Annotated in this window: 16 protein-coding genes; 12 read left to right on the top strand and 4 right to left on the bottom strand. The window is 45.2% G+C overall.

What is annotated here, in order from left to right; all coding sequences use genetic code 11:
- The first annotated feature begins 3 nt into the window (after positions 1 to 3).
- The 3 genes from HDC91_RS10660 to HDC91_RS10650 all read left to right on the top strand — a co-directional run bounded on the left by HDC91_RS10660 (position 4) and on the right by HDC91_RS10650 (position 5,129).
- Complete coding sequence (locus tag HDC91_RS10660) at positions 4 to 1,920, top strand: RagB/SusD family nutrient uptake outer membrane protein (RefSeq protein WP_183551844.1); 1,917 nt, start codon at positions 4 to 6, stop codon at positions 1,918 to 1,920.
- A 10-nt stretch (positions 1,921 to 1,930) separates the two neighbouring features.
- The gene (locus tag HDC91_RS10655; protein WP_183551841.1) at positions 1,931 to 2,698 is read left to right on the top strand and encodes a DUF3823 domain-containing protein; all 768 of its coding nucleotides are present in this window, start codon (positions 1,931 to 1,933) and stop codon (positions 2,696 to 2,698) included.
- Between the two features lie 82 nt (positions 2,699 to 2,780).
- Positions 2,781 to 5,129 (top strand): GH92 family glycosyl hydrolase, encoded by a 2,349-nt coding sequence (locus HDC91_RS10650; protein WP_183551838.1) that lies wholly within the window; start codon positions 2,781 to 2,783, stop codon positions 5,127 to 5,129.
- A gap of 63 nt (positions 5,130 to 5,192) precedes the next feature.
- Here HDC91_RS10650 and HDC91_RS10645 read toward each other — a convergent pair whose 3' ends face one another.
- Both HDC91_RS10645 and HDC91_RS10640 read right to left on the bottom strand, forming a co-directional pair.
- Entirely contained in the window at positions 5,193 to 7,871 is a 2,679-nt protein-coding gene (locus HDC91_RS10645) for a glycoside hydrolase family 38 C-terminal domain-containing protein (protein ID WP_183551836.1), read from the bottom strand.
- Positions 7,872 to 7,971: 100 nt separating this feature from the next.
- Positions 7,972 to 11,163 carry a GH92 family glycosyl hydrolase gene (locus HDC91_RS10640; protein ID WP_183551833.1) on the bottom strand — a complete coding sequence of 1,064 codons (3,192 nt, stop codon included), beginning with the start codon at positions 11,161 to 11,163 and terminating at the stop codon, positions 7,972 to 7,974.
- Positions 11,164 to 11,346: 183 nt separating this feature from the next.
- Between HDC91_RS10640 and HDC91_RS10635 the strand changes: the two genes are divergently transcribed.
- Both HDC91_RS10635 and HDC91_RS10630 read left to right on the top strand, forming a co-directional pair.
- Entirely contained in the window at positions 11,347 to 14,247 is a 2,901-nt protein-coding gene (locus HDC91_RS10635) for a glycoside hydrolase family 38 C-terminal domain-containing protein (RefSeq protein WP_183551830.1), read from the top strand.
- Between the two features lie 15 nt (positions 14,248 to 14,262).
- Positions 14,263 to 14,952: an SGNH/GDSL hydrolase family protein gene (locus HDC91_RS10630; RefSeq protein WP_183551828.1), complete on the top strand. Its 690-nt coding sequence runs from the start codon at positions 14,263 to 14,265 to the stop codon at positions 14,950 to 14,952.
- A 48-nt stretch (positions 14,953 to 15,000) separates the two neighbouring features.
- Here the strand turns inward: HDC91_RS10630 and HDC91_RS10625 are convergent, their stop codons facing one another.
- On the bottom strand, positions 15,001 to 15,444 hold the full coding sequence (locus HDC91_RS10625) for an Hsp20/alpha crystallin family protein (protein WP_162429464.1): 444 nt from the start codon (positions 15,442 to 15,444) through the stop codon (positions 15,001 to 15,003).
- Positions 15,445 to 15,726: 282 nt separating this feature from the next.
- On the opposite strand from HDC91_RS10625, the gene HDC91_RS10620 reads away from it, so the two are divergent.
- Positions 15,727 to 17,283 carry a serine hydrolase gene (locus HDC91_RS10620; RefSeq protein WP_183551826.1) on the top strand — a complete coding sequence of 519 codons (1,557 nt, stop codon included), beginning with the start codon at positions 15,727 to 15,729 and terminating at the stop codon, positions 17,281 to 17,283.
- A gap of 46 nt (positions 17,284 to 17,329) precedes the next feature.
- On the opposite strand, the gene HDC91_RS10615 is transcribed toward HDC91_RS10620, so the two are convergent.
- Positions 17,330 to 17,632, bottom strand: a complete 303-nt coding sequence (locus HDC91_RS10615; RefSeq protein WP_183551824.1) for a DUF1330 domain-containing protein — start codon at positions 17,630 to 17,632, stop codon at positions 17,330 to 17,332.
- A 106-nt stretch (positions 17,633 to 17,738) separates the two neighbouring features.
- Between HDC91_RS10615 and HDC91_RS10610 the strand changes: the two genes are divergently transcribed.
- From HDC91_RS10610 to HDC91_RS10585, 6 genes are all read left to right on the top strand, one after another.
- Entirely contained in the window at positions 17,739 to 18,263 is a 525-nt protein-coding gene (locus HDC91_RS10610) for a hypothetical protein (RefSeq protein WP_183551822.1), read from the top strand.
- Between the two features lie 82 nt (positions 18,264 to 18,345).
- Positions 18,346 to 19,110, top strand: a complete 765-nt coding sequence (locus HDC91_RS10605; protein ID WP_183551820.1) for a helix-turn-helix domain-containing protein — start codon at positions 18,346 to 18,348, stop codon at positions 19,108 to 19,110.
- A 68-nt stretch (positions 19,111 to 19,178) separates the two neighbouring features.
- Positions 19,179 to 19,829, top strand: a complete 651-nt coding sequence (locus tag HDC91_RS10600) for a hypothetical protein (protein WP_183551817.1) — start codon at positions 19,179 to 19,181, stop codon at positions 19,827 to 19,829.
- Between the two features lie 184 nt (positions 19,830 to 20,013).
- Positions 20,014 to 20,697 (top strand): SGNH/GDSL hydrolase family protein, encoded by a 684-nt coding sequence (locus HDC91_RS10595; RefSeq protein ID WP_183551814.1) that lies wholly within the window; start codon positions 20,014 to 20,016, stop codon positions 20,695 to 20,697.
- 57 nt (positions 20,698 to 20,754) lie between these two features.
- A complete protein-coding gene (locus HDC91_RS10590) occupies positions 20,755 to 22,908 on the top strand; it encodes a GH92 family glycosyl hydrolase (RefSeq protein WP_183551812.1) in 2,154 nt (717 codons plus the stop codon).
- 93 nt (positions 22,909 to 23,001) lie between these two features.
- Positions 23,002 to 23,976 (top strand): hypothetical protein, encoded by a 975-nt coding sequence (locus HDC91_RS10585; RefSeq protein WP_183551809.1) that lies wholly within the window; start codon positions 23,002 to 23,004, stop codon positions 23,974 to 23,976.
- Positions 23,977 to 23,979: the final 3 nt, after the last annotated feature.

Below are 23,979 nucleotides of genomic sequence, written 5' to 3'. Positions count from 1 at the left end.
ATCATGAAAAGAAAGTTTTATATATTTCTGCTTCTTACCCTTGCCGGGCTTGCACCTGCATGTAAGAAAAACCTTGATGTGCCCCCGATGAACGTGGTTCAGGATCCTGACGTTTTCACAACCTCAAATGGCATCACATCCTACATGGCGCGTATTTACAGCGAACTCCCTATCGAGGATTTTAAATGGGGGCCTAATACAGGCTTTAAAGCCTATTTCTATGGCTCCCCAAGCGCTATTACAGGCGAAGCTATCAGCCGCGATCAGCAAAACAGTACCGAAACCTTTGGTTATTGGGCCGATGCTTACCTGTTGATCAGGGAGTGTAATTACTTTATGGAAACCTTGCCAGATTATGCAAGCAACTTCACAACCGCAGAAGTTAACGGCTGGTTAGGCGAAGCACGCTTTATACGGGCTGCTACCTACTTTGCCTTGGTAAAACGTTACGGTGGTGTGCCAATTATAGATAAGGTACTCACCAAACCAGGGGCAAATATTGATGATATCACACAAAGCATTGAAGAGCTTAAAGTGCCCCGCTCTTCTGAAGAAGCTGTGTATGATTTTATAGCTGCTGATTTTGACTTTGCGTATGCCAACCTGCCCGAAAGCAACCAGAAAGGCAGGGCAAACAAATACGCGGCCGCAGCATTTAAATCGCGCGCAATGCTGTTTGCCGGCAGTATAGCAAAATACAACAATATTACATTGGTAGCGGGTTCCGAACGTTTGTGCGGTATACCGGCAAGCAAAGCGGCCGATTACTTTAAAGCCAGTTATGATGCTGCTATGTTGGTTCAGGGTAAATACAGCCTTTATAAAAACAATTGGATACCAGGCAATAAGGATGCCCAGTACCAAAACTTCGTAAACTTATTTTTGGATGCCAACAGCAGCGAAAATATATTTGTGAGGCAGTATAAATATCCCGACGCTGCCCATTGGTACGACGCCAACAACGTGCCTTATCAATTAACCGGTGGCGTTTCGTCAGAAACCTGCCCTACACTTGATTTTGTAGAGATGTTTGAAGGGCTGCCTAAAAACGCCGATGGTACCATTAAAACGGTTGATGCAAACGGTCAATATATTTTATACGATCGCCCGCTTGACCTTTTTACAAATGCCGAGCCGCGCTTACGAGCAACCGTTATTTTCCCGGGCGATCTGTTCAAAAATCAAAATATCGAGATACGGCGTGGTATTTATACCCAAAATTCTGCAGGCGGTATTGATAAGCTTGTTCCGTTTGGATCAACTTCACCTTACCCATCTGGTAAATTTGTAGGGTCTGCAACTGCAGTTCAAACAGCTTATGAGTTACCCGATGGTTCAAAAATGAACCCGGCAGGTCTTAGCGGTATTTTTACAAACTACAGCGGGCAGGCAGGTAACATTTCAGGCTTTTCTATCAGGAAGTATTTAGTGCCTGATAAGCCAACTTCTGAGGTGCAGACAAATCGTTCTGAGCAGGCCTGGATAGAACTGCGTTACGCCGAGGTATTATTAAATCGTGCGGAAGCCGCCTACGAATTGTATAGCCTGGGGCAGGGTGGGAATTACCAGCAGGATGCCTTAACCGATATCAACGCTATACGCGAAAGGGCCGGCGCAAGTTTGCTGCCATCTATCACAAACATAGATGATATTAGAATGGAGCGCAGAAAAGAGCTTGCATTTGAAAACAAAACATGGTTTGACCTTAGAAGGTGGCGCATAATTGATAAAGAGCAAAACAATACCATTTACAGGATATTAATGCCGTTTTATGTCGCCGATGCCAATAAATACTTCTTTGACCCCCGCTTTGACGAAAGGAACAGCCGCTACACTTTTGATACCAAATGGTATTACGAGCAAATACCGCCGGCTGTAATTGGCCGGAGTACAAACTTAGTTCAAAATCCAGGCTATTAATTTTAACAATATGAAAAGTAAAATATATCACATAGCATTAGGGCTGGCCGTTATCACCGCCTCGTGCAAAAAAATTGATAATTACCCCGCCCCAACAGAAACTTTAAAGGGCACCATTACTGATGTTGCCACCGGAAAAAACGTTCAGAGCGAGGTATCGGGAGATAACGGTAACGGTACGCGCATAAAGCTGCTGGAAACCAGTTGGAGCAGCAATCCAACGCCGCTTTACCTGGCCACCATGCAGGATGGCACCTTTAACAATACCAAGGTTTTTGCCGCTACTTATAACATAAGCGCCGAAGGTGCATTTGTACCCCTGGTGCAAACCGACGCTTCGGGACATACTACGGTTGACCAAAGCCAAAACGTTGAAGTTAAAGGCGGTACTACAACAGTGAACTTTAAAGTAGAGCCATTTTTGAACATTGAATGGGTGGGAGACCCTGTTGTGGCTGCTGATGGCAGTATAACCGCACAGGTGAAAATTACCCGCGGAACAACAAACCCTGCTTTTCAGCAAAATATAACGGATGTTTTCTTGTATGTTAATAACACCAAATACATAGGTAACAATAACTATGATACCAATTACAGTTTGCAAACGGTTTATCCGGGTGCAACAGGTAACGCTATTGTGGGTACTACGCTTACACTTAAAACCAAAGGCGGCGCGCTGCCGGCAAAAAGGGATTATTACGTGCGCGTGGGGGCCAGAACAGATTATGGCCTTAAACGATATAACTACAACGAACCAAAAGTTGTAACAGTTCCGTAATTTGCAAACCGGGAGGCCGCGGCCTCCCGGTTTTTTAACTTTGGATATACCGATATCCTGTTCATCTACTAACACTACTTTGATGAGATACATTAGATCATTTGCTTTTTTACTCGCGGCGTTTGTTTTGCCTGGCAGCATAATGGCCCAGGATGTTTTAAAATATGTGGATCCTAATATCGGGACGGCGCATAGCCGGTGGTTTTTTTATACCCCCGCTGCTGTGCCGGGCGGCATGGCTAAGCTGGCGCCATCCACAAACGGACATTATGGCAATGCCACGGGCTGGCAGGCGGTTGGGTACGATACCCGCCAAAACTCGATTGAAGGCTTTGTGCATTTTCACGAGTGGCAGGTTGGGGGCGTTAGCTTTATGCCAACTACAGGGCCTTTAAAAGTAAAGCCGGGCGCATTAGATACCGCAGGCAGCGGCTATCGCTCAAACTTTAACCGCAAGAACGAAGTTGCGCAACCAGGCTATTACAAGGTTTTGCTGGATGATTATAACATCACCGCTGAGCTAACCGCCACCAAACGCGTAGGTTTTCACCGATACACCTTCCCGCAGAACGACGAATCGCATATTATATTGGATATTGGCAATGTGCAGGGTGAAAGCGGCGCGGTAACAGATGCCGAAATTCACATGGTAGATGATACTCATTTTGAAGGCTTTGTTATTACTTATCCAAAATACCTGAAGATATACGACCCGGAAGGTAAGGTAGCCATGTTTTTTTACGGCGAGATAAGTAAAAAGCCTGGCAGCGTGGGGGCGTTTACAGCAAAGGGGATCAACCAAAACACTACTTCGGCCAAGGGTAAAGGCGCCGGCCTGTTCCTCAATTATAAAACAAGCAAAAACGAGGCTATAGAGTTGAAAGTTGGACTTTCTTACACGTCAGTAAACAATGCAAAAGAAAACCTGGCGGCCGAAGCTAAAGGCCTTTCGTTTAACCTGGCTAAGCTTGCAGCCCAAACCACCTGGCGCCAACAGCTCGGAAAACTTTATGTAGAAGGTAAAAACGAGGCGGATAAAAAGAAGTTTTACACAGGTCTGTTCCACGCTTTATTGGGCCGGGGCACTGCCAGCGATGTAAATGGAGCATACCCTACACATGGGGGCCATATTGGCCAAATGGATTACGCCCAGGGTAAACCGAAACGTAATTTTATAAATACCGATGCCATTTGGGGCGCTTTCTGGAACCTTACGCAATTATGGTCGTTATCTTACCCCGAAAGCTACAGCGATTTTGTGCACACACAGCTGCAGTTATATCAAGACCGCGGCTGGTTTGGCGACGGTATTGCCAACAGTGAATATGAATCAGGCGTGGGGACTAACTTTGTTGGGCTAGCCATTGCGGCTGCTTACCAGGCCGGCATACGCGATTACGATATAAACCTTGCATATGAGGCAGTAAAAAACAATGAACTGGGTTGGAAAAACCGCGATGTTGGCGCCGGTAAAATGGATACCAAAGCCTTTTTAGAACACGGTTACTCGCCATTTATTGATGAAAACAAAACAGACTCTACAGGGGCCTATTTTTCGGCCTCGCACACGCTCGAGTATAGTTTTAGCGCTTTCGCGGCGGCGCAAATGGCAAAAAAATTGGGCAAGTTGGACGATTATAAAAAGTTCATCAGCTACTCAAACGGATGGAAACACCTTTACAACCCAACCAATAAGCTGATACAGCCAAAGCGCGCCGACGGTAGCTTTATTGATAAATTTAACCCGCTTGAGCCATGGCGCGGTTTCCAGGAAGGTAACGCTGTACAGTACACTTTTTATGTGCCGCAGAACCCTGCAGCGTTAATAAACGCGCTGGGTAAAGACTACTTTAACAAAAACCTGAACAACATCTTCGAGAAATCTGAAAAAGACGCCTTTGGGGGTGGTAAAACTATAGACGCGTTTGCCGGTATAACCGCTATTTACAATCATGGCAATCAGCCTAACCTTCATACCAGCTGGCTTTTTAATTTTTCGGGCAACCCGTGGCTTACCCAAAAATGGACAAGGCGCATCTGTGACGAGTTTTACGGCACAGAACCCATTCACGGTTATGGATATGGCCAGGATGAAGATCAGGGCCAGCTGGGCTCGTGGTATGTAATGAGTGCGCTTGGCTTATTTGATGTAAAAGGGTTTACCGATGCCAAACCTATTGTTGAATTAGGCAGCCCTATGTTCAGCAAGGCTTCGGTTAAATTAGGCAACGGTAAAAAGCTTGTTATTGTGGCTAAAAACAACTCAAAGCAAAATTATTATGTACAATCTGCCACGTTTAACGGTAAAATGTTAAACAATTGCTGGCTGTATCGCGATGACCTGATGCAGGGTGGCACATTAACCTTTGTTATGGGGAATAAGCCGAACAAGGCCTGGGGCACTAAGGTACCGCCGCCATCGGTACAATAAATAAAACGTAAAAAAAGAGGCCGCTTATTGCAAGCGGCCTCTTTTTGTTTATAGCGATAGCGGTTACTGCTGGTGATCAACATTAACCGGGCTTGCAATAAGGGGCTGTGCCTGCTCCGTTCCATAACGATTGGCTGCTGCGGCATCATATTTATTATTATGGGGTAACAGTCTGTACCTGAATTTAACCATTCCTTCCTGGCTCAGTGGGAAATTGGTATGCCAATGGTTATTCATCACCCACGAGTATATGGTAGCGTTTGGCTGGAGCTTTGTTATCCATTTGGGTGAGTTTGCGCCGCTGCCGATGATATTGGCGGTTATTCCCCCGTCTTCAAAAACCGGCGCATCTAACGAGCACCATGTTACACCCCTTTCGTTGTTCGAAATATCAAGCCAGCGCTGAAAGGTTATCCAGTTACGGTTTGCTCCCGGCAACTGATCTTTTTCAAGTGCCAAGATACCAAATGGTATATCTACACGCGTTTCAGGGTTGGGGATGTTAAACGCAAAACCAAAATGTACACCTTCTTTTTTTGTAATGGGTTGCTTATCGATGTAATTGGTAATTTCCAATGATGGCGAGCCGGCAACAAGGGTAACCTCGCGCGTCAGGCTGTTGCAGCCTTCAACTTTCGATATTACCTGCAGGGTAGCCACAAGCGGGCCGTTTTCTTTAATAGTTATTTTTACATCAGATGTTCCGGTTGCTTTGGATGCATCATCATCGGCATGCAGGTAGCGGTAGCTGTTGAGCGAGTGTTTGGTGTCTACAAATTCATAGCCTTCTTTTTTCAAACTGGAAATATCACCTGTTTGTGTATTAATTACGGCTTGTAACAGGCCATTATCAAGGTTATTACCGTGTACCAGGGCGTTTGAGGGTTTTGGCTCGCCCTTTTTAAGGGTATATCTTTTAGAGCTTAAGGCCGGGACATCCGAACTGTAAAACACCAGGTTGCCGGTTGAAAGGCGCTGACTGATAACCGGTTTTCCATGCTCGTCAACAACCTTGCCATATCCCTTACTTTGTTCGGCCGGTACGTAAACCAATCCGCCCCGCGGCCACACAAGCGTGTTAAATACACCGATAACCTTGCTACCACCTTTATTTACCGGAGCTAAGGCCGAGTCTATCAAATCGGCGCTCATGTCATGTGCGTTTTGGAAGAAACCGAACTTGGTTTTTAGGATGTTATTTGTGATAGGCTGTTTTGAAGGGTCGATAAAGCACCAGGTGTGTTCGTCGGCCATGATCACGTTTCGCCATGCCTCGTCAAATTTTTGTTGCGGCGCAGGCGCACCCGGATGCAGCATATCCCATAAAGTCTTGGCTTGTATCAGGCGTTCTTTCGATGAGCTGTTCATGCTGGTTTGTTTGGCAGCGCTGCCAAGCCCGTCGGTCCAGTACTCAGTAAAATCACCCTTCATAACAGGCAACTGGTCGCCATATTTCTTTTCAAAGGTTTGCATCACCTGCGTGGCGCTTGCTATTACCAGGTGTGGGTAGGCGTAGTCTTCGTTCCAGCTTTTTACTGCATCAGGGAGGTCGGCATCAATAGGGGTATTGTCGGCCATTGCCCACGACATCGCAAAAATATCATAGGGGTAGGTGCCCGATGCTTCCAACTCGGGGAGTGCTTTGGCAAGATAAGTATCTACGAAGTTTTTACGCGGATGATCGGTTTTAATGATCTTCAATAATTTGGAAGTATCGGTCTGGCCAGACATCAGCGGCCAGTAATCGTGACCCTTTGCTTCGGCTCCCGGCCTGTAACTGCCCGGCTGTAAAAACAATATCTTTGATTTCCCGTCAGGGCCAACCCACCAAAACGGTTTAAAGCTAAGGTCCGTTGAATGACCAACCCTGCCCCAGCCATTGTTTAAGGCGAAGCAATACTTTATACCAAACTTCGCGGCGGCCGGCACAACACCCCACGACATGCCAGGCACATCTGTCTGCACCAGGGTCTCTATTTTTTTGCCGGTAAGCTTTTCTATCTTTTTGGCGTAGCTAAAGTATTGCAGCAACTCTTCATCTGCCGAAGCGCTGGTGTTCATGTTAACATATCCGGCATCAAGCTGTAAGTAACCTTTTTGTATGCCTTCTATCAGGTACTGCTTCTCCTTTGCGCCGGCTGTTTTAAGGTAGCGTTCTACCGGCCATAACACCTCGGGGTTCCATTTAAACCGGGCATCTTCAGGATAATTAGCTGTTTGCTTACCAAGCTTTATAGCGTTAACCAGGTTTCGTTTATGGATAACTTCTATATTAGCCTGGGTATTGGTATAGCCGATATCCACATGGCTGTGTGGGTAAATGTAAACCGTCCAGTGCCGTTTTGCAGGTACATCAATCGTTTTGGCATACGTTTTACCGGCCGCACGTAATGTTATGGTGGCTTGGCATGCGTTATCTACGCCCGCGTTATCGGGCAGCAAAACCGCGAGGCTATCCAGCCCTTTGCCTGCTTGTATGGTTGTGATTTCTTTTTGCCCAATACAATTTACTGTTATGGTTCCTTTGCCTGCAAACCTGCTTTTGAAATTTAACATTATTTCCCTGCCGGGCTTTCCGTCGGGACGATGACGATACACAGCTTTTACGTCGCAATCAAAGGGAGCTGGCTGCGTTTTAGTGTAATTTGCTTTTGAAGCGGTATGCTTTAGGTGCGATGCCTTGCTTTGACCATATCCGGCATAACTGATGCATAATAAGCATAAACTTAAATATTTAAACATACTAATTTGGTTAGGGTGGTAAATCATCTGCTGTTTAATAGCGGCCGTTTTAAAAAGCAAAGCCTGCAATATTATTGCAGGCTTTGCATCTTGCGCTATATTACTTTGCGTTCAAGAGCCCCCAGTTTTCGTTAGGCTTTGGCCCCATGGTTAGTACCAGCGAACCCCCTTTTAACAACTCGGAAGCGGGGAAGTTAAATGAATTTAATTTACGCCCGTTTAATGTTGCCGATTGCACGTACATATTATTACGCGATGCCCCATTAGCTACGATGGTAAACTTTTTGCCGCGGCCAAATTTCTGTCCCAGGTCTATCTCTATTTTTTGATAAAGCGGGCTGCCTATTTCGTAAACCGGTTTTGCGCTGGTTCCGCCGTCAGTTTGGAAAAGGCCTATTGAAGCCATGATCAGCCAGGCGCTCATTTGTCCCTGATCTTCATCGCCTAAATAGGCATTGGCAACACCATAACCATAAAAACGATCGATGATTGAACGGCTCCATTTTTGGGTAGACCACGGTTTACCTGCCCAGTTAAACAAAAATGCGAAATGCATAGACTGCTGGTTGCCCTGCACTACCGGGTAATCCCAGTACTGGTCGTTCATGCCGTTATAACGCCACGGCTCACTTTCTTTAAAGCCCCACTCCAGGCGATCGATAAATTTCTTTTTGCCGATCTTACTGATCAAGGCCGGAACATTCTGCGGAACGAAAAAGGTAAGCTGCCAGGCATTGCCCTCAACATATTCCTCGTTAGCCCCGCTACGGAAAGGGTCGAAATTTTTCACCCATTCGCCATTTGCCAGTTTCATGTGGCAGTAGCCTGCGGTATCAATAGCGTTTTGCCACCAGTAGCCACGGTCGTTAAATTTGTTGTAGATATCAGTTTCGCCTAACGACTTTGCTAACTGCCCAACCGTCCAGTCGTCAAAAGAATACTCCATTGTGTTCGAAAAACGGCCACTGTCAGACGGTACGTATTTATGCTTCATGTATTCAACCAGGTCGCGGTTACCGGCAAAGCCGGTATATACTTTCTGCGCCGGGGTGGTTTGCATTTTTACAGCGGCATCAAGCACTTTATTGGCATCAAAGTTCCGTATCCCCATTTGATAGGCCGATATCATTTGCGGTATCTCGTGTTCGCCAACCATCACCGGGATGTAGTTCATGGCGGCGGGGCCTTTTGCCAGCCAGCCGTAAGCGTCGTACATGGCCAATTGCGAGTTAACCCAACGGTTACTCCATTCGGGCGTAACCAGATTCCACATCTGGTTAAGGTTCCAGAAAGTGTTCCAAAACGCGTCACAGCCTAAGGCTACATCTTCTTTGTTCTTTAGCTTTTGTATCTTTCCGTCGGTGCCATGCCATTCGCCGTTAACATCGCTCCAGGTGTTGCGGCTGCAGATAGATCTGTACATCGAGTTATAAAAGCGCACTTTCTCCAACCTGTTCGTAGTTGTAATTTTAACCCGGTCAAAAATGTCGTTCCAGGTGTTAACCTGGTTTTGTCTTACCGCATCAAAGTTCCATCCAAACCGATCTGTTACCTCCGTTTTTAAATTTTGCCGCGCATTATCAACGCTTACCAGCGATATGCTCGACCTAACCTGCACTACCGGGGTTTGTTTGGCATCAAACTCCAGGAACAAACCGGCTTCTTTAGCGCCGTTGGCCTCAAATTCGTTACTGTATTTTACTGTTTTGTTTACCCAGCCGCCCATATTTTTGATAGGCTTATCAAATTCAACAACAAAGTGCAGCGTATAATCCTGCTCGGCATCGTTGCTCCAAACCCCCGGCGAAACCTGGTGTGCCGATCCTTCTATCCGATAATCGCTTACCTTTTTCAGTTTTATTTCTTTCAACTGGTAATTGTATTCGGCGGGCACGTGCAGGTCTACCAGTATACGCGCGCTATCCCTGTTTGCCGGGAAGGTGAAGCGTTCAAAGCCACATCGCGTTGTAGCGGTAACTTCCGCCTTAATGTCATAATTTTTTAAGTCAACCTTATAATAACCTATCGGCGCCTCTTCAGAACGTTTGTCAATAAGCGAACGATAGCCCGAGTTTGGTTTCTGTTCGTCGCCCATAGTGGTCTTTAATTTGCCGTTGCTGGCAAAAATGCCCAGGCCGGCCATGGTCCACTCATGTATATGGCTAAATGTGCCAACGCTTTCGTAAGTAGGCTGATAGCCCGCCTGCCAGCCTGCGTTTTGGTTATCGGGGCTCATTTTTACCATGCTGAAAGGCATCCAGGGGCCGGGCGCTATCATCCAACGCGAGTGAGCGGTGCCCATGCGCGTATCAACGTAGTTTGCGAGTGTCTGTATTTTTTGTTTAGAGCGGTTTACCACGCCGATTTGCATGATCTTACCATTTTCTAAAATGCTGTAGCGGCTCTGTTTTGCGGTAGTAACCGCGGGCATTAACGCTTCAAACTCATAATCGCCCTTTTCTACAACGTCGTTAAAAATGGTACGGCCATCTAATTTTACACTGATCCTGGGCGCACCCTTTAAATGTGTAGCATTTATCAGCAATGGCTGCACCGGTTTGCCATTTGATATCAATTGATATTGGGCCGGCTTTACAGTGCCGATATACATCTGGCCGGGAGTTTTTACACGCGCCTGCGCGGGACCCTCCAGGCTTAGTTTATCGAACATTATCCACGAACCTTCTACAACTGTAATGGTAACATTGTTGCCGCCCTTTTTAATGATGCCTGGGTTAATAGGTATTTCAATAGTTTTTGGTGTAGCAGCGGCCAGGTTGCCAGTAAGCGATGCCGTATCAACCAGTTTTTCATCCAGCCTGGGGCTGCGCTGCTTATTCACATCATATCCGGCGGCGGAGAGTTGTATCCTTTCGTCCTGGTTGTTTATGCTGATCTTAAGCACTGGTAAAAAGTGCTTTGCATAATCTGCCAGCCTGATCACCAATTTATAATCGCCTTTCGCAGGCACGTTTTCTAAACCAAATAATATGTTTACCTGGTTTGTACGCCAGCCGGCAGTAGGCCAGGTACCTCCCCATGTATCAACCGGGCCCGGAAGCACGTATGGAAAGTCTTTTTTCTCCTTAGAATAGCCTACTAAATAAAACTTGTCTTCGTAGCCAAAGTCCTGCCCTACAAATTTTTTAAAACCGTTTGGCGCAAGCGCAAATTCAGATCCTGAGTTATCAGTCTTACCAACATTCCAAATGGCTTTCTGTGTTTGTTGCGCATATGAATACGCTACAAAACCGATGGTAAGCTGGCAAAGCAGTAAAAATCTTTTTTTCATTTTGTGTATTAAAGGTGTTATAATTTGGTGCAAGATACCGATGAAATTAAAAGTAAGCCCCAGTAACCAAGGGCTTACTAATAAACCAACTTAATCAACCCCTCAAAAGGAGCAATCTCTTTGACAAACATAAAAAAAAATTAATATGTTTGTACATACATACATTATAAATTTTTATCTTTTATGATTTACAGGTCTGCCCCCCGCTGCAGCGTTAACCGCTCGCTTGTAGGATTTTTGTTTTTTTTGCTGGTGATTGGATTGCTTAGTTTGAAAGTTAATGCTGTGGGTATCACGACAGACATTAGGAAAGGTCCTTCAGAGGCAAATTTGACCGTTTACGTACAGCCTTATTACAAATACAGGAACGACGGTAAACCAGGGCGTGAGATAATCCTATATTTTAAAGAAAAGATATTAAAAGGTGATGTAAAAGTAGTAGTAAAGTGCGATGACAAAGCTGAAGAATCAAAATTTCAGTTTGAGACTGCTACAAACGGGGCAGCCGTTTTGCTTCCCGATGGCGTTGGTGTTAAGGCGGCATCATCTGCGCAGGTTAATGTATATTGTAGTGGAAAAGAATATAGCGCCACTGTAGCCATACCTGTAAAAAAACAGTGGACGGTTTATATATATCCGCATAGCCATGTAGATATAGGCTATACTAACCTGCAGGAAACGGTGAGGAAGCTGCATGTACGTAATATCGATGTAGGTATCGATCTGGCAGAAAAAACACAGAATTACCCTGAAGGCGCACGTTTTATATGGAACACCGAGGCCACCTGGGTGGTAGATGAATATCTCGCGCAGGCAACCCCACAGCAAAAGGCAAAATTTAACAACGCGGTGAGGAAAGGCTGGCTGCAGATAGACGGCGGCCACTCTAACATCAATACCAGCACTTGCTCTGACGAAGAACTGCAAATGATGTTTAGCAATAAACTTAAAATAGAGCAGCAAACAAAAGTGCCTATACATACTATGGTACAGATGGACCTGCCCGGTGCGGCATGGGGCTTGGTGCAAGCCGCCAAACAAAGCGGCATTGATGGCTTTATCAATTTCCCTAATTATTTCGATTTGCGCCGAGTGTGGGACCACAAACCCTTTTACTGGTTAGGACCCGATGGTAAAAGCAAGATACTTTTTTTGCAGGGCAGCCCTTACGGCTATGGTTATACCGTTAAAGGCAGTAAGTACGGGCTCAAAATATTGCAATCATACTCTGATACAATTGACAGGGTGAGTACCAAAAACCCCAGCGCTAATTTTATCGACCCCTTTATTTTCCATGAAACCGACAGGCTGGAACGGGAAGGTTCGCCGTATGATATTTATGCCATGACATGGTCAATGGCGGACAATTGCCTGATAGATGCGGACCTGCCCGAAGCCGTAAAGTTATGGAATCAGAAATACGCCTACCCAAAGGTAATTATAGCCGGGAGCAGGGATATCCTGAATGCTTATAAAGAAAAGTATGCTGCCATTATACCCACGTATAGTGGCGATATAACCGAATTTTGGACGGAAGGGCTTGGCTCGGACGCGTTAAGGGTAGGTATGGGCCGCAAGGCAAAAGAAAACCTGGTTCAGGCTGAAACGTTGTGGCCAATGCTGAATGGTAATAAACGCCCGGCCCCTGTAAACCGGTTTAATGATTGCTGGGAACAGTTATTGCTTTCGGCAGAGCACACCTGGGGTTACCAAAACCCTAAAGCCCCGCTTGCCAAACAGGTAGAGGCAAACAAAGCTGCTTATTTCGAAAATGCCGAAAAACAAAGCAATGCACTCATCGCGGATGCCCTTAAAAATGTAAAAAAGATCAACGGCGGATATATCGCTGTATTTAACACGCTGTCGTGGATTCGTGGAGGAGTAGTTATACTGGATGCCAAATTGAGCCGTGCGGGTAATCGCGTGGTGGATAAAAAAGGCACAGAGATGCCTACGCAGCGTTTAAGTACGGGCGAATTGATCTTTTACGCGGATAAGTTGCCCGCTCTGGGGTCAAAAGCTTATAAGGTGGTGCCGGGGACATACAAAGGCAACCGGAGCCTTAAAGCCGGCATCGGTTTTTTAAGCAATAACCAGGTAAAGATAACGCTGGATAAAAAAACAGGCAATATCATAAGTCTGCTTAGGCTCAAGGATAAAAAGGAGTTTGTCAACGCCGCTTCGGGTTTTGATTTAAATAGCTATAATTATGTAAAGGGCGTGCGCAACGGTAAAGATACGGTTACCGCCCCCACTCATGCCACTAATGCAAAGATCAGCATTAAGGAAATCGGGCCATTATTAGTTTCGGTAAGCGTACAGGCTGATGCGGAAGGCTGCAAGGGATTGAACCGCGAGATACGGCTCTATAAAGACCAGCCTTTTGTAGAGATAATTAATACTGTTGATAAAATCTCAACCCGTCAAAAAGAGGGTATACATTTTGGGTTTGGTTTTAATGTGCCGGAGGGGGTTACCCATATGGATATCCCCCTGGGGGTTATGCAGCCCGAGCGGGACCAGCTAAAAGGGACCAACAAAAACTGGCTGGCTTTTCAACGGTGGATAGATGTTTCAAATCAAAGCTCCGGCGTAACATGGACGTCGGAAGAATCGCCCATTGTGGAGTTTGGGTCGATAACCGGGAATATTTTAGACGGTGCAAGACAAGGCGACCTGTGGGAAAAGCATATCTCCAAACCCCAAACTATCATATCGTGGATGCTGAACAACCATTGGGATACTAACTTCGCACTGGAGCAAGGTGGTATAATAAAAAGCCGGTACGGGATACTGTTGCACGGAGCTTATGACGCGGTTACAGCCAATCATTTCGGGGTGGAGTTTAACAGGCCGCTTATCGCGGTAGAAACCACCGGCAAAACCAAGGTGAATGCTTTGGTTACGATTGATAACCCGGAGATAATGTTGTTATCTTACCAGAAAAAGGGTGACAGTAAACATCCCGAGGTGAAGCTACGGTCGGTTTCTGACAAGCCGCAAAAGGTAAACGTGCGGTGGAAGGACGGATCTAAAAAATTAATCAGCATAGCGCCTTACGGTTCAGTAAGCGTAACTAAATAATAAAAAAAATAATATATGAGGTATTTCTTAACCAAAACAGTTATTGGGGCGGCGTTTATTGCATTACTGCTGCCTTCAATTTCGCTGGCTCAAACCCATTTGATAAAAAACCTTGCCGCCGGCAAAAAGCAAACGCTGGTGGTATATGGCACAAGTTTATCGGCCGCAGAGGGGGGGCAGGCCTGGGTTAAAGCGGTAAGCGACGCCATTAACAATAAATATCAACAGAATTTAACGGTTTATAACACGGCCAGGAGCGCCATGTGGTCTACCTGGGGCGTGCAGCACCTGGAAGATAGCGTAATAAGCAAAAAACCAGATGCGGTTTTGATGGAATTCAGCATGAACGATGCATTTCTGGATTATAAAACCAGCGTGGCATTGGCCAGGCTAAACCTGAATTATATGATAGACCGGATAAAATTATTTAACCCCAAATGCGAAGTGATATTGCAGGTAATGAACATCCCCATAAAGGTACATGCGCAGCAGCGGCCACACCTGCTGCAATATTACAATATGTACCGGCAGGTTGCTAAACAAAGGGGGCTGTTGTTAATTGATCATTACAACAACTGGAAGAAAATATTAGACCGGGGCACGGCCGAATATCTTAAATACGTACCCGACGGGATACACCCTGATGAAAACGGCGCCCGGGAAATAATAGCGCCGCTGGTTTTGAAAAAATTAACAGGGAAATAAGAAAGGCCCTCTATACGGGGGCCTCCTTATTAGCTGCTACACTAAAACTTATTTTATCTCTATTTGCCTGCGCACCGCTTTAGCCTCTTCGCGTTTGGCAATGTCTATCTTTAATATGCCATCGCTGTAGCCAGCTTCGATGTTCTCGTAATCAGCGGTTTCGGGCAGTGTGAACGAACGCACGAACGAACTATAGCTGTACTCGCGTTTGCTGTAATTCTTTTGCGTATTGTTGTTTTCATTTTGGGTTTCCACCGAAATGTTCAGCACATTGCGGTCAAGGTTTATTTTAAAATCCTCTTTTTTTAAGCCTGGCGCTGCCAGTTCCACATGAAAATGATCTTCGGTTTCGCTGATGTTAGCAGCCGGTACACGGGCTACCATGCGGTCGCTAAAAAATGTGTCGTTGAAGATCGAGTCAAAAACATCGTTAAAGCCGGGCATTAACGAACCATTGCTTCTTTTGTCGGAATTAAATTTAACCAGTGTCATCGGTTGTCCTCCTTAAATAATTTTAATGATTAAACTAATAAATAATTAAACTCATGTTAAAGGTATCAACCTCGATGCCAAAGCAAAAAGATGTAGGACCGACTGAAAAATTTGCACAGAAAGTGAAAATATTACAGCCGGTAGCTGTCAATTTTTCAAGGTGGTGTCCAATACCGCAAGCCTCATGTCAGCTACTGTTGGTCCGTTGATAGATAAGCGCCGCTATTGTGGTGTATTAGCATAATAAATAATACCTATATTCAACCAATCAAAACCACACACATGAAGCTGAGATACCTGTTCTCAATCGCCGTTTTATCAGGCACGTTAAGCGTAAACACCGTAAAAGCGCAAATGGCCCCGGCAAAAATTGATAGCCTGGTGCAGCTGGCACTGAAAACCTTTGATGTGCCGGGGATTGCCGTGGCTGTTGTTAAAGACGGTAAGCTGGTTTATTCACACGGCTATGGTGTTGCATCGCTGCGCACCAAACAAAAAGTTGATGGCAACACGCTATTTGGCATTGCCTCAAACAGTAAAGCTTTTACAGCCGCGGCAATAGGTATGCTGGCAGACGAGCAAAAGCTTAAGCTTGATGACAAGGTTACCGACTACATCCCCGAATTTAAAATGTACGACCCGTATGTTACGGCCGAATTTACAATACGTGATTTGCTTACCCACCGCAGCGGATTGGGACTTGGAGCAGGCGACCTGATGATCTTCCCCGATTCGGCTGATTTCAAGGTAAAGGATATTATACACAACCTGCGCTACTTAAAACCCGCGAGCAGCTTTCGCAGTAAGTTTGATTACGATAACCAGATGTATATTGTAGCCGGAGAGATTATTGCCCGTGTAAGCGGCATGAGCTGGGAAGATTTTATTGAAACCCGTATAATGAAGCCGCTGCAAATGACGGGGAGCTTCGCCTCGTACAGCCGGATCAAAAACACCAAAAATTATATTGACGCGCATGCCCCGGTAGATGGTAAAGTAGTGGTGATACCACGCAGCACCAGCGAGCCTACCAATGCCGCAGGCGGTATTTACAGTAGCGTAAACGACCTGAGCAAATGGGCTATTATGCAAATGAACGATGGTAAATACGGAGAGGGCCTAAGCAAACGCCTATTTAGCAGCCGTATGCACCACGAGATGTGGACGGTGCAAACCGCACTGCCGGTTAGCACGCCGGGGCCGTATAACGCACACTTTAGCGGTTACGGTTTAGGCTGGTTCCTTAACGATGCCAAAGGTTATTTAAAGGCAAGCCATACCGGCGGGTTAGATGGTATGGTTACACAGGTTACCTTGTTCCCCGAAATTAAGCTTGGGGTTATCGTACTAACCAACCAGCAGTCGGGCGCGGCTTTTATCTCAATTACCAATGAAATTGTTGACAGTTACATTGGCGATACCGGTAAAGACTGGGTAAAGCTGTACGGTGATGTAGAAAAGCTAAATGCAGGCGGTGCTACGGCTGTTGTTGATGCTGTTTGGAAACAGGTAGAAGAGCAAAAGAAAACCAACGCAGATGGCAGCATGTATACAGGCACCTACCATGATAACTGGCTGGGCGATGCTACCATCAGTCAGACGGACGGGCAACTTTGGTTTGCTGCTAAACGCTCGCCCTTACTAAAAGGACGAATGTTTCATTATAATGCCAATACCTACGTAGTAAAATGGAACAAGCGCAGTATGGATGCCGATGCCTTTATAATGTTTACCACCGATGAGAACGGAAAACCACTTGGTTTTAAAATGAAGCCCATATCGCCTGCTACGGATTTTAGCTACGATTTCCAGGACCTGGATTTTGTAAGGGCAAAGTAATGTCCTGATAATAACAAGTGTGGTGCATAAAGGTTATAGGCTCTTATTACATTTTCGCCCCTTTTATCAGCATAACAGATTCTATCGACTGCTCCTTAAGGTGAAGGAACTTTTTCCGTTCTTCATCCTTCATAAAGTTATCAAGATCCTGCTCGTCTTTAAATTCTACCAGGTGAATTTCGTACGGCGCATTTATATTGCTTTCAATCACAGCCTGTTCATCCGGCCGCACCCGAAGCATTAACGTACCGTTATACTTTGCAATTAGGGGGATGGCGATATCTTCAAACTGGTGAAAAACATTTTCCTGGCCCGGTTTGACGTAAATAAGCTGCGTGATATATAGCATAATATAAAGCTATTAAATTTTGCTTTATTGAACAGGCAGGTGTCATTATATAATTCAATTTCATATATTTATCAATATAAACTATTTGATAATCAACCTTTAAGCCATGAAACAAATACTTGTAATTGCCATATTAGCCTTTGCATTAATAAGCTGTAAACAAACAAATACTACAGGGCAAACTAAAGCCGACACCGTTTCGACCCCCGATTACCCGTTTAAGCCCAAATATTCTATAAAATGGGAGAAGGGCGACGAAAAGAACGCGCAGATAGTACTTAACTGTTTAAAAAAGTATGTAGATGGCGACATTAAGGGGGCCGTAGCAAACTTTGCAGATACCGTTACCTTTTTGGCGGATAATTTTGCGTTTACGGGTAAAAAGGACAGTCTGGCAACTATTATCGGCCAAATGCGCGGCGATTTGGTTTCGGTATCAAAGGAGTTTGAATCGTGGATGACAACCTATTACCCGGATAAAAAAGAAACCTGGGTTACCCTGTGGTACATGGAAAAATGGACTGATAAAAAAGGCAAAACCGATTCGCTTTATTACACGGATGACGTTTTACTTAAAAACGGTAAAATAGTACTGTACGACGAGAAGATACGACACAACCCGGCGAAATAGAGCATGCGTACGATAGCATATACAGCTGTTGTAAGCCAACAGCAGTTATAGTAAATGCACGGCATAATACGGTTTTTTTAAGATGAAGTTCGATACCTATACCCCATGCGAGGCATTAAAACCGTTTGTGAAGTCGTTTGCCATTTCAGAAAATGCTGCTGCACATACTTATAAAGTTCTGCCCGATACCGGCCTGGTGATTGGTTTTCAATACCGGGGAAAGCTGTCGTACCTTAAATACGGCTCTGAAACACCTCTTGCAAGCGCCGGCATTACAGGGTTAAGAGATAGCTACCGGGTATTTAGCAATTCGGCAAACATCGGTACGGTACTGGTCTTTTTTGCCGAAGGGGGCGCAGCGCCTTTTTTCAATTTACCTATACACGAGCTTTTTGGTGAAAGCCTTTCATTGGATCATTTCATGCTTGCTTCGGAGTTGATGGTACTTGAGGAACAGCTTTGTGAGGCAAAAGCAGATGAAGGACGGATAAGGCTGGTTGAGCGTTTCCTGCTTCAAAAAATGAGCCATGCGGATCCGGATCCGTTGGTAGTAGCTGCCGTTACTTTGATCAATCGACATAAGGGTAATATCAGGATAAGGGAATTGTTAACAATATTGAACACCAGTCAAAGCCCACTTGAGAAAAGATTTAGGCGAGTAGTAGGCACCTCACCTAAAAAGTTTGCGAACATTGTACGGCTAAAGCATACGCTGCAAGAGCACTACCAGGGGCAACCCTTAACCGATCTGGGGTATCAGTCAGGTTTTTACGATCAGGCGCACTTTATCAAAGCATTTAAAAATTTTACCGGCGAGTCTCCGGAAAATTTCTTCTCCGGCCGATAATAAACGATTTTTTACAATTACCGCCATGGGTATAATGGCAATTTTGTATTACATCAATTTTAAAAGTCATGTCAAGTATCAGGTCATTTGCAGCGCCGCATAAAGGGCTGCGTTACATTATCTCTAAATTTGCCATCCGTTTAGGGCATACAGATTTCGGCTCCCCGGCGCAATTAGGAGCCTTAAAGCAATTAGGGCTCGAAATGTTCACCCTGCTGGACGACCATGTTCATACCGAAAATGAACACACGCTTAAACAATTGGAAGAAAGGGTTCCGGGCGCGTCCGGCCATGATGTGGCCGATCATGAAAAATTAGAAACTGTCCAACATTCGCTCGCGAAAAAGCTCTCCGGGTTCAGCGGTCAGGAAATAAGTGAAGAGATCCATCAATTTTACCTTGATTTCTCTTTATTTCAAAGCCAATATCTTGAACACATTTATGAAGAAGAAACCGTCACTGAAATGTTACTGCAGCAAAATTTCAGTGATGAAGAACTGACAGGGCACCGCAATCAGATCATGGATAGGCTTGCGTTTCCTGTATTATTGCTGTGGTTAAAATACATTATACCCGCACAGCGTGAAGAAGAAAGCCTGGGCATGCTGTCGGGTTTTAAAGCGAACGCCCCTCAGGATGCCTTTGGGCAGGTGCTGGCCGCACTAAAAACCGAACTGGAAGATGAACGCTATGATAGCCTAATGTCAAAATTAGCCTGAACGTTATCATCTCATCTAAATCGTAACGTTAAAAAGAAAACGGGTACAATACATTAAAATTTCACATTCTTTTGGGGGATGCGGCCCGGTATTGCGTCTTATTATTATGGCGGGCGATAGCGCCCGGTACCTATGTAAACTTAACGGATAGCTATGTATGGTTATATCCGAAACCACTTATATAATGACCAAAAGAATACTATTGGGGCTGCTTTTTACCTGCGCTATAGGTGCGGCCCGGGCACAGGATTGGGCAAATATCGGCAGATACCAGGATGCTAACAGCAAGGTCCCCCCACCTGTCGCCGGCGAAAACCGTGTAGTTTACATGGGCGATTCGATAACCGATTTCTGGATAACCAGCGATTCATTGTTTTTTGCAGGCAAACCCTATTATGATCGCGGCATAAGCGGCCAAACAACCGGGCAAATGCTGGTTCGTTTTCGCGAGGATGTGATCAACTTAAAACCGCGTGTAGTAGTAATATTGGCAGGCATAAATGATATTGCCGAAAACAATGGGCCGTCAAAACTCGAAGATGTGTTCGGGAACATCGTTTCAATGGCGCAGCTTGCACAAGCCAACCATATTAAAGTTGTGCTGTCGTCGGTGCTGCCTGCTTTAAGTTTCCCCTGGCGGCCCGCCATAAAACCCGCGGCAAAAGTTAAAGCGCTTAACCAAATGCTTAAAGCCTACGCCGCTAAGAGCGGCATAGTTTACCTTGATTACTTCAGTGCGATGGCGGATGCTAAAGGCGGGCTGCCTGCCCGCCTGTCAAAGGATGGGGTGCATCCCAATTTACAAGGTTACAAAATGATGGAGCCGCTTGCCGAAAAAGCGATAAAGGCAGCACTGTTAAAAAAATAAAGCATTATCTAATATTAATATCATACCCGTAAAATATTACGGGTACCATACACTCCCATGAAAAGCATTACCAGTACCATCTCGCATTTAATGTTAATTATTACGCTCGCCGCCGGCGTGCCCGCCATTGCCCAGCAAACGCACTATACCAAATATGTAAACACCTTTATTGGAACAGCGCCGCTTAACGACCCTAAAGTGCTTGGTTATAAACTGCCCGAGGGATGGCGCTCTTGGGCCGGGCTGGTGTTTCCGGGTAGCTCGCTGCCCAACGCCATGGTACAGTTAAGCCCCATGACGGCCTATGGCTCGGGTGCAGGGTATCAGTATGAAGATTCGGTGATACTGGGGTTTACCCATACTAACAAAGGGCACTGGAATCTTTGCAACATTCCTGTATTACCTGTTTCAAACCCCGGCGAGAAGTTTGGCTCGAGGTTTTCACACAAAAGGGAAAGTTCTGCGCCGGGCTTTTATCAGGTATACCTTGATGATTACCAGGTGAACGTAAGCTTAACATCTACCTTGCGTGCCGGGTACCATAGGTACGAGTATAAAAATAACGCCAACAGGCAGATACTTTTTGATCTGGCAAAAGCTAATAACCGTATATCCAACTGGAGTATTGAGCAGGTGGGCACATCAGCGTTACAAGGGTACCAGCAGGGGGGCGAGAAAATTTACTTTTATGCGAGCCTTAACGCCAATATAGAGAAACTGGATAAAAAGGAGGAGGGCAAACACGCCGGTTATGCTTTGGTAACCCTGGCAAACGGCAGCAGGCCTGTAGAACTTAAAATTGGTTTATCATTTGTGAGTATTGCTAATGCCAAACAAAACCTGGAAGCAGAAATAGGTAATAAAACATTTGAAACCATACGCAATGAGGCTACCCAAAAGTGGGAAAAGCTGTTATCTGAAATACAGGTAAAAGGCGGCACGCCAAAACAAACACAGATGTTTTACTCGTGCCTGTACCGGTCGTTTTTATGGCCTGCCCTGCGCAGCGATGTAAACGGTCAATTTATTGATGCGAAAAGGAACGTTGTAAATACGGGCATTACCTACTATACCGAGCCATCGTTGTGGGATACTTACCGCAATAAAGATGTGCTTTTAGGTTTAATAACGCCGCAGGTTACCCTTAACGTTATTAAATCAATGAAAGATGTGGGCGATAAAACCGGGTTTATACCAACATTTTTTCACGGTGACCATGCCGCATCCTCTATCGCGGGGGCCTACCTGCGGGGTATTGATAACTTCGACATAAAAGGCACTTACCAATTGCTTTTACGAAATGCTAACATAGAGGGCGGCACACGGCCGTTCATCACCGAATACATTAACAAAGGCTATATATCTACCCCTGACATTGCCCACCCCGATGTGGAAACCAAAGCGAAGGCGGGGGTTTCCAAAACCCTTGAGTATTCGTACGACGACTATTCGGTAGCACAGATAGCAAAAAAACTCGGCGATACCGCCAATTACAGGATACTGATGGCCAGGTCAAAGAACTACAAAAACGTTTTTGACCCATCTACCCGGTTTATGAGGGGCCGACTTGAGAATGGAGAATGGGTAAAAAATTTCAACCCGCAGTTTCCGTATTACGAATATATGTACCGAGAAGCAAATGCCTGGCAGGTGTCGTTTTTTGCGCCGCACGATATGCCGGGCCTGATAAAATTATATGGCGGGCCTAAAGGGTTCGAATCAAAGTTAGATTCGTTGTTTACCCTGCCCTGGAACCCCAATTACATTGCCCGGAACGTAGAAACTATGGTTGGTCAGTATTGCCAGGGGAACCAGCCTGATCATGAGGCGCCATTCTCTTATATCTTCATCAATAAGCCAGAAAAAACCCAGAAAATTCTTGATTTTATTATGGAAAATTTATACGGAATTGGTGAAGAAGGACTGGAGCTTAGCGGCATGGACGACGCCGGCGAAATGTCGTCATGGTATGTTTTCAGCTCATTGGGCCTTTACCCTTTTTCAGCCACCGATCCTAAATATATCGTTACCGTACCGATTTTTGATGAGGTAAAATGGCGCACAAGCAATGGTAAAACAATCACCATAACCAAGCCTGGAAAAGGAAGGCACATCACATCGGTAAAAGTGAACGGAAAAGAGAACAAGGGCTATTTTGTATCGCACGACCTTTTTAAAACCGGGGGAACGGTAACTATCGGTACTAAATAAGTGCTAAGGGGTAATAGCTGTAGGATATAGGTTTGTATGATGTTAATAGTCAAACAAAATATCTACTTTTAGCTTATACCTCAAATCCTTATAATGGCAAAATATATTGGTAAATTGTTTTTGGCATTTACCGTACTGGCAGCAGTTTTTTCAAGTGAATCTGTAACGGCTCAAACGGCGCGCCCTGATACCGTTTACAGCGGCATTTATATCACCAGCATTCACGATATAAATTTTAAGGATAAAGAATACAGCATTAATCTGTGGCTGTGGCTTAAATATAAGAACAAGAAGTTCGACTTTTTACACAACCTGGAAGTGCCGCAGGCCAAATCAGTTACAACCTCTTACTCAACCGTAGATTCGAGCGATAACAGGATATATTTACTGATGAAGCTGCAATGTGTAATGAAGGATTCCTGGGCTATAAATAACTTTCCGTTCGACAGGCAGAAGCTGCGTTTCTCTATCGAAAATTCGCAATTTGATTCAAAGTCGCTGGTGTTTGCAGCCGATACACTGGGCAAGCATTTCGACCCCCGCTTCACCCTGCGCGGCTGGCACATTGATAGTTTGAATGTATCAACAGGTATCAAAGTTTACGAAACCGGTTTTGGCGACGAGAGCCTGGCTAAGCCCCATACCGAATACAGCAACTTTAAAGTTAGGGTGCAACTGGACAGGAATGCTATGGGTTTGTTCTGGAAAATGTTCCTGGGGATGTATGTCGCATTCCTGATAGCTTATATGTGCTTTTACATCCACACCGATAGTATCGACTCGCGCTTTGGTTTAAGCGTTGGCGCCCTTTTTGCCGTTATTGGTAACAAGTATATTGTCGATTCGTCGCTTCCCGAATCCACCACATTTACGCTGGTTGATACCCTTCATGGGATTACCCTGATATTTATTTTGGCGGTGATTATCGGCACTTCACTTTCTCTGAAAATGGTAAAGCGCGAACAAATTGAAAAAGCCAAAAAGTTCGATTTCATATTTGCGCAGGTTGTGTTAATGGCTTATATCATTTTAAACGCCTGGTTTATTTTCGAGGCTACGAGATACTAACTG

The sequence above is a fragment of the Mucilaginibacter sp. AK015 genome (assembly GCF_014200785.1).
GTDB lineage: Bacteria > Bacteroidota > Bacteroidia > Sphingobacteriales > Sphingobacteriaceae > Mucilaginibacter.
The sequence above is the reverse complement of the archived record's forward strand: the minus strand, read 5'-3'. Positions and strand labels throughout refer to the sequence as shown.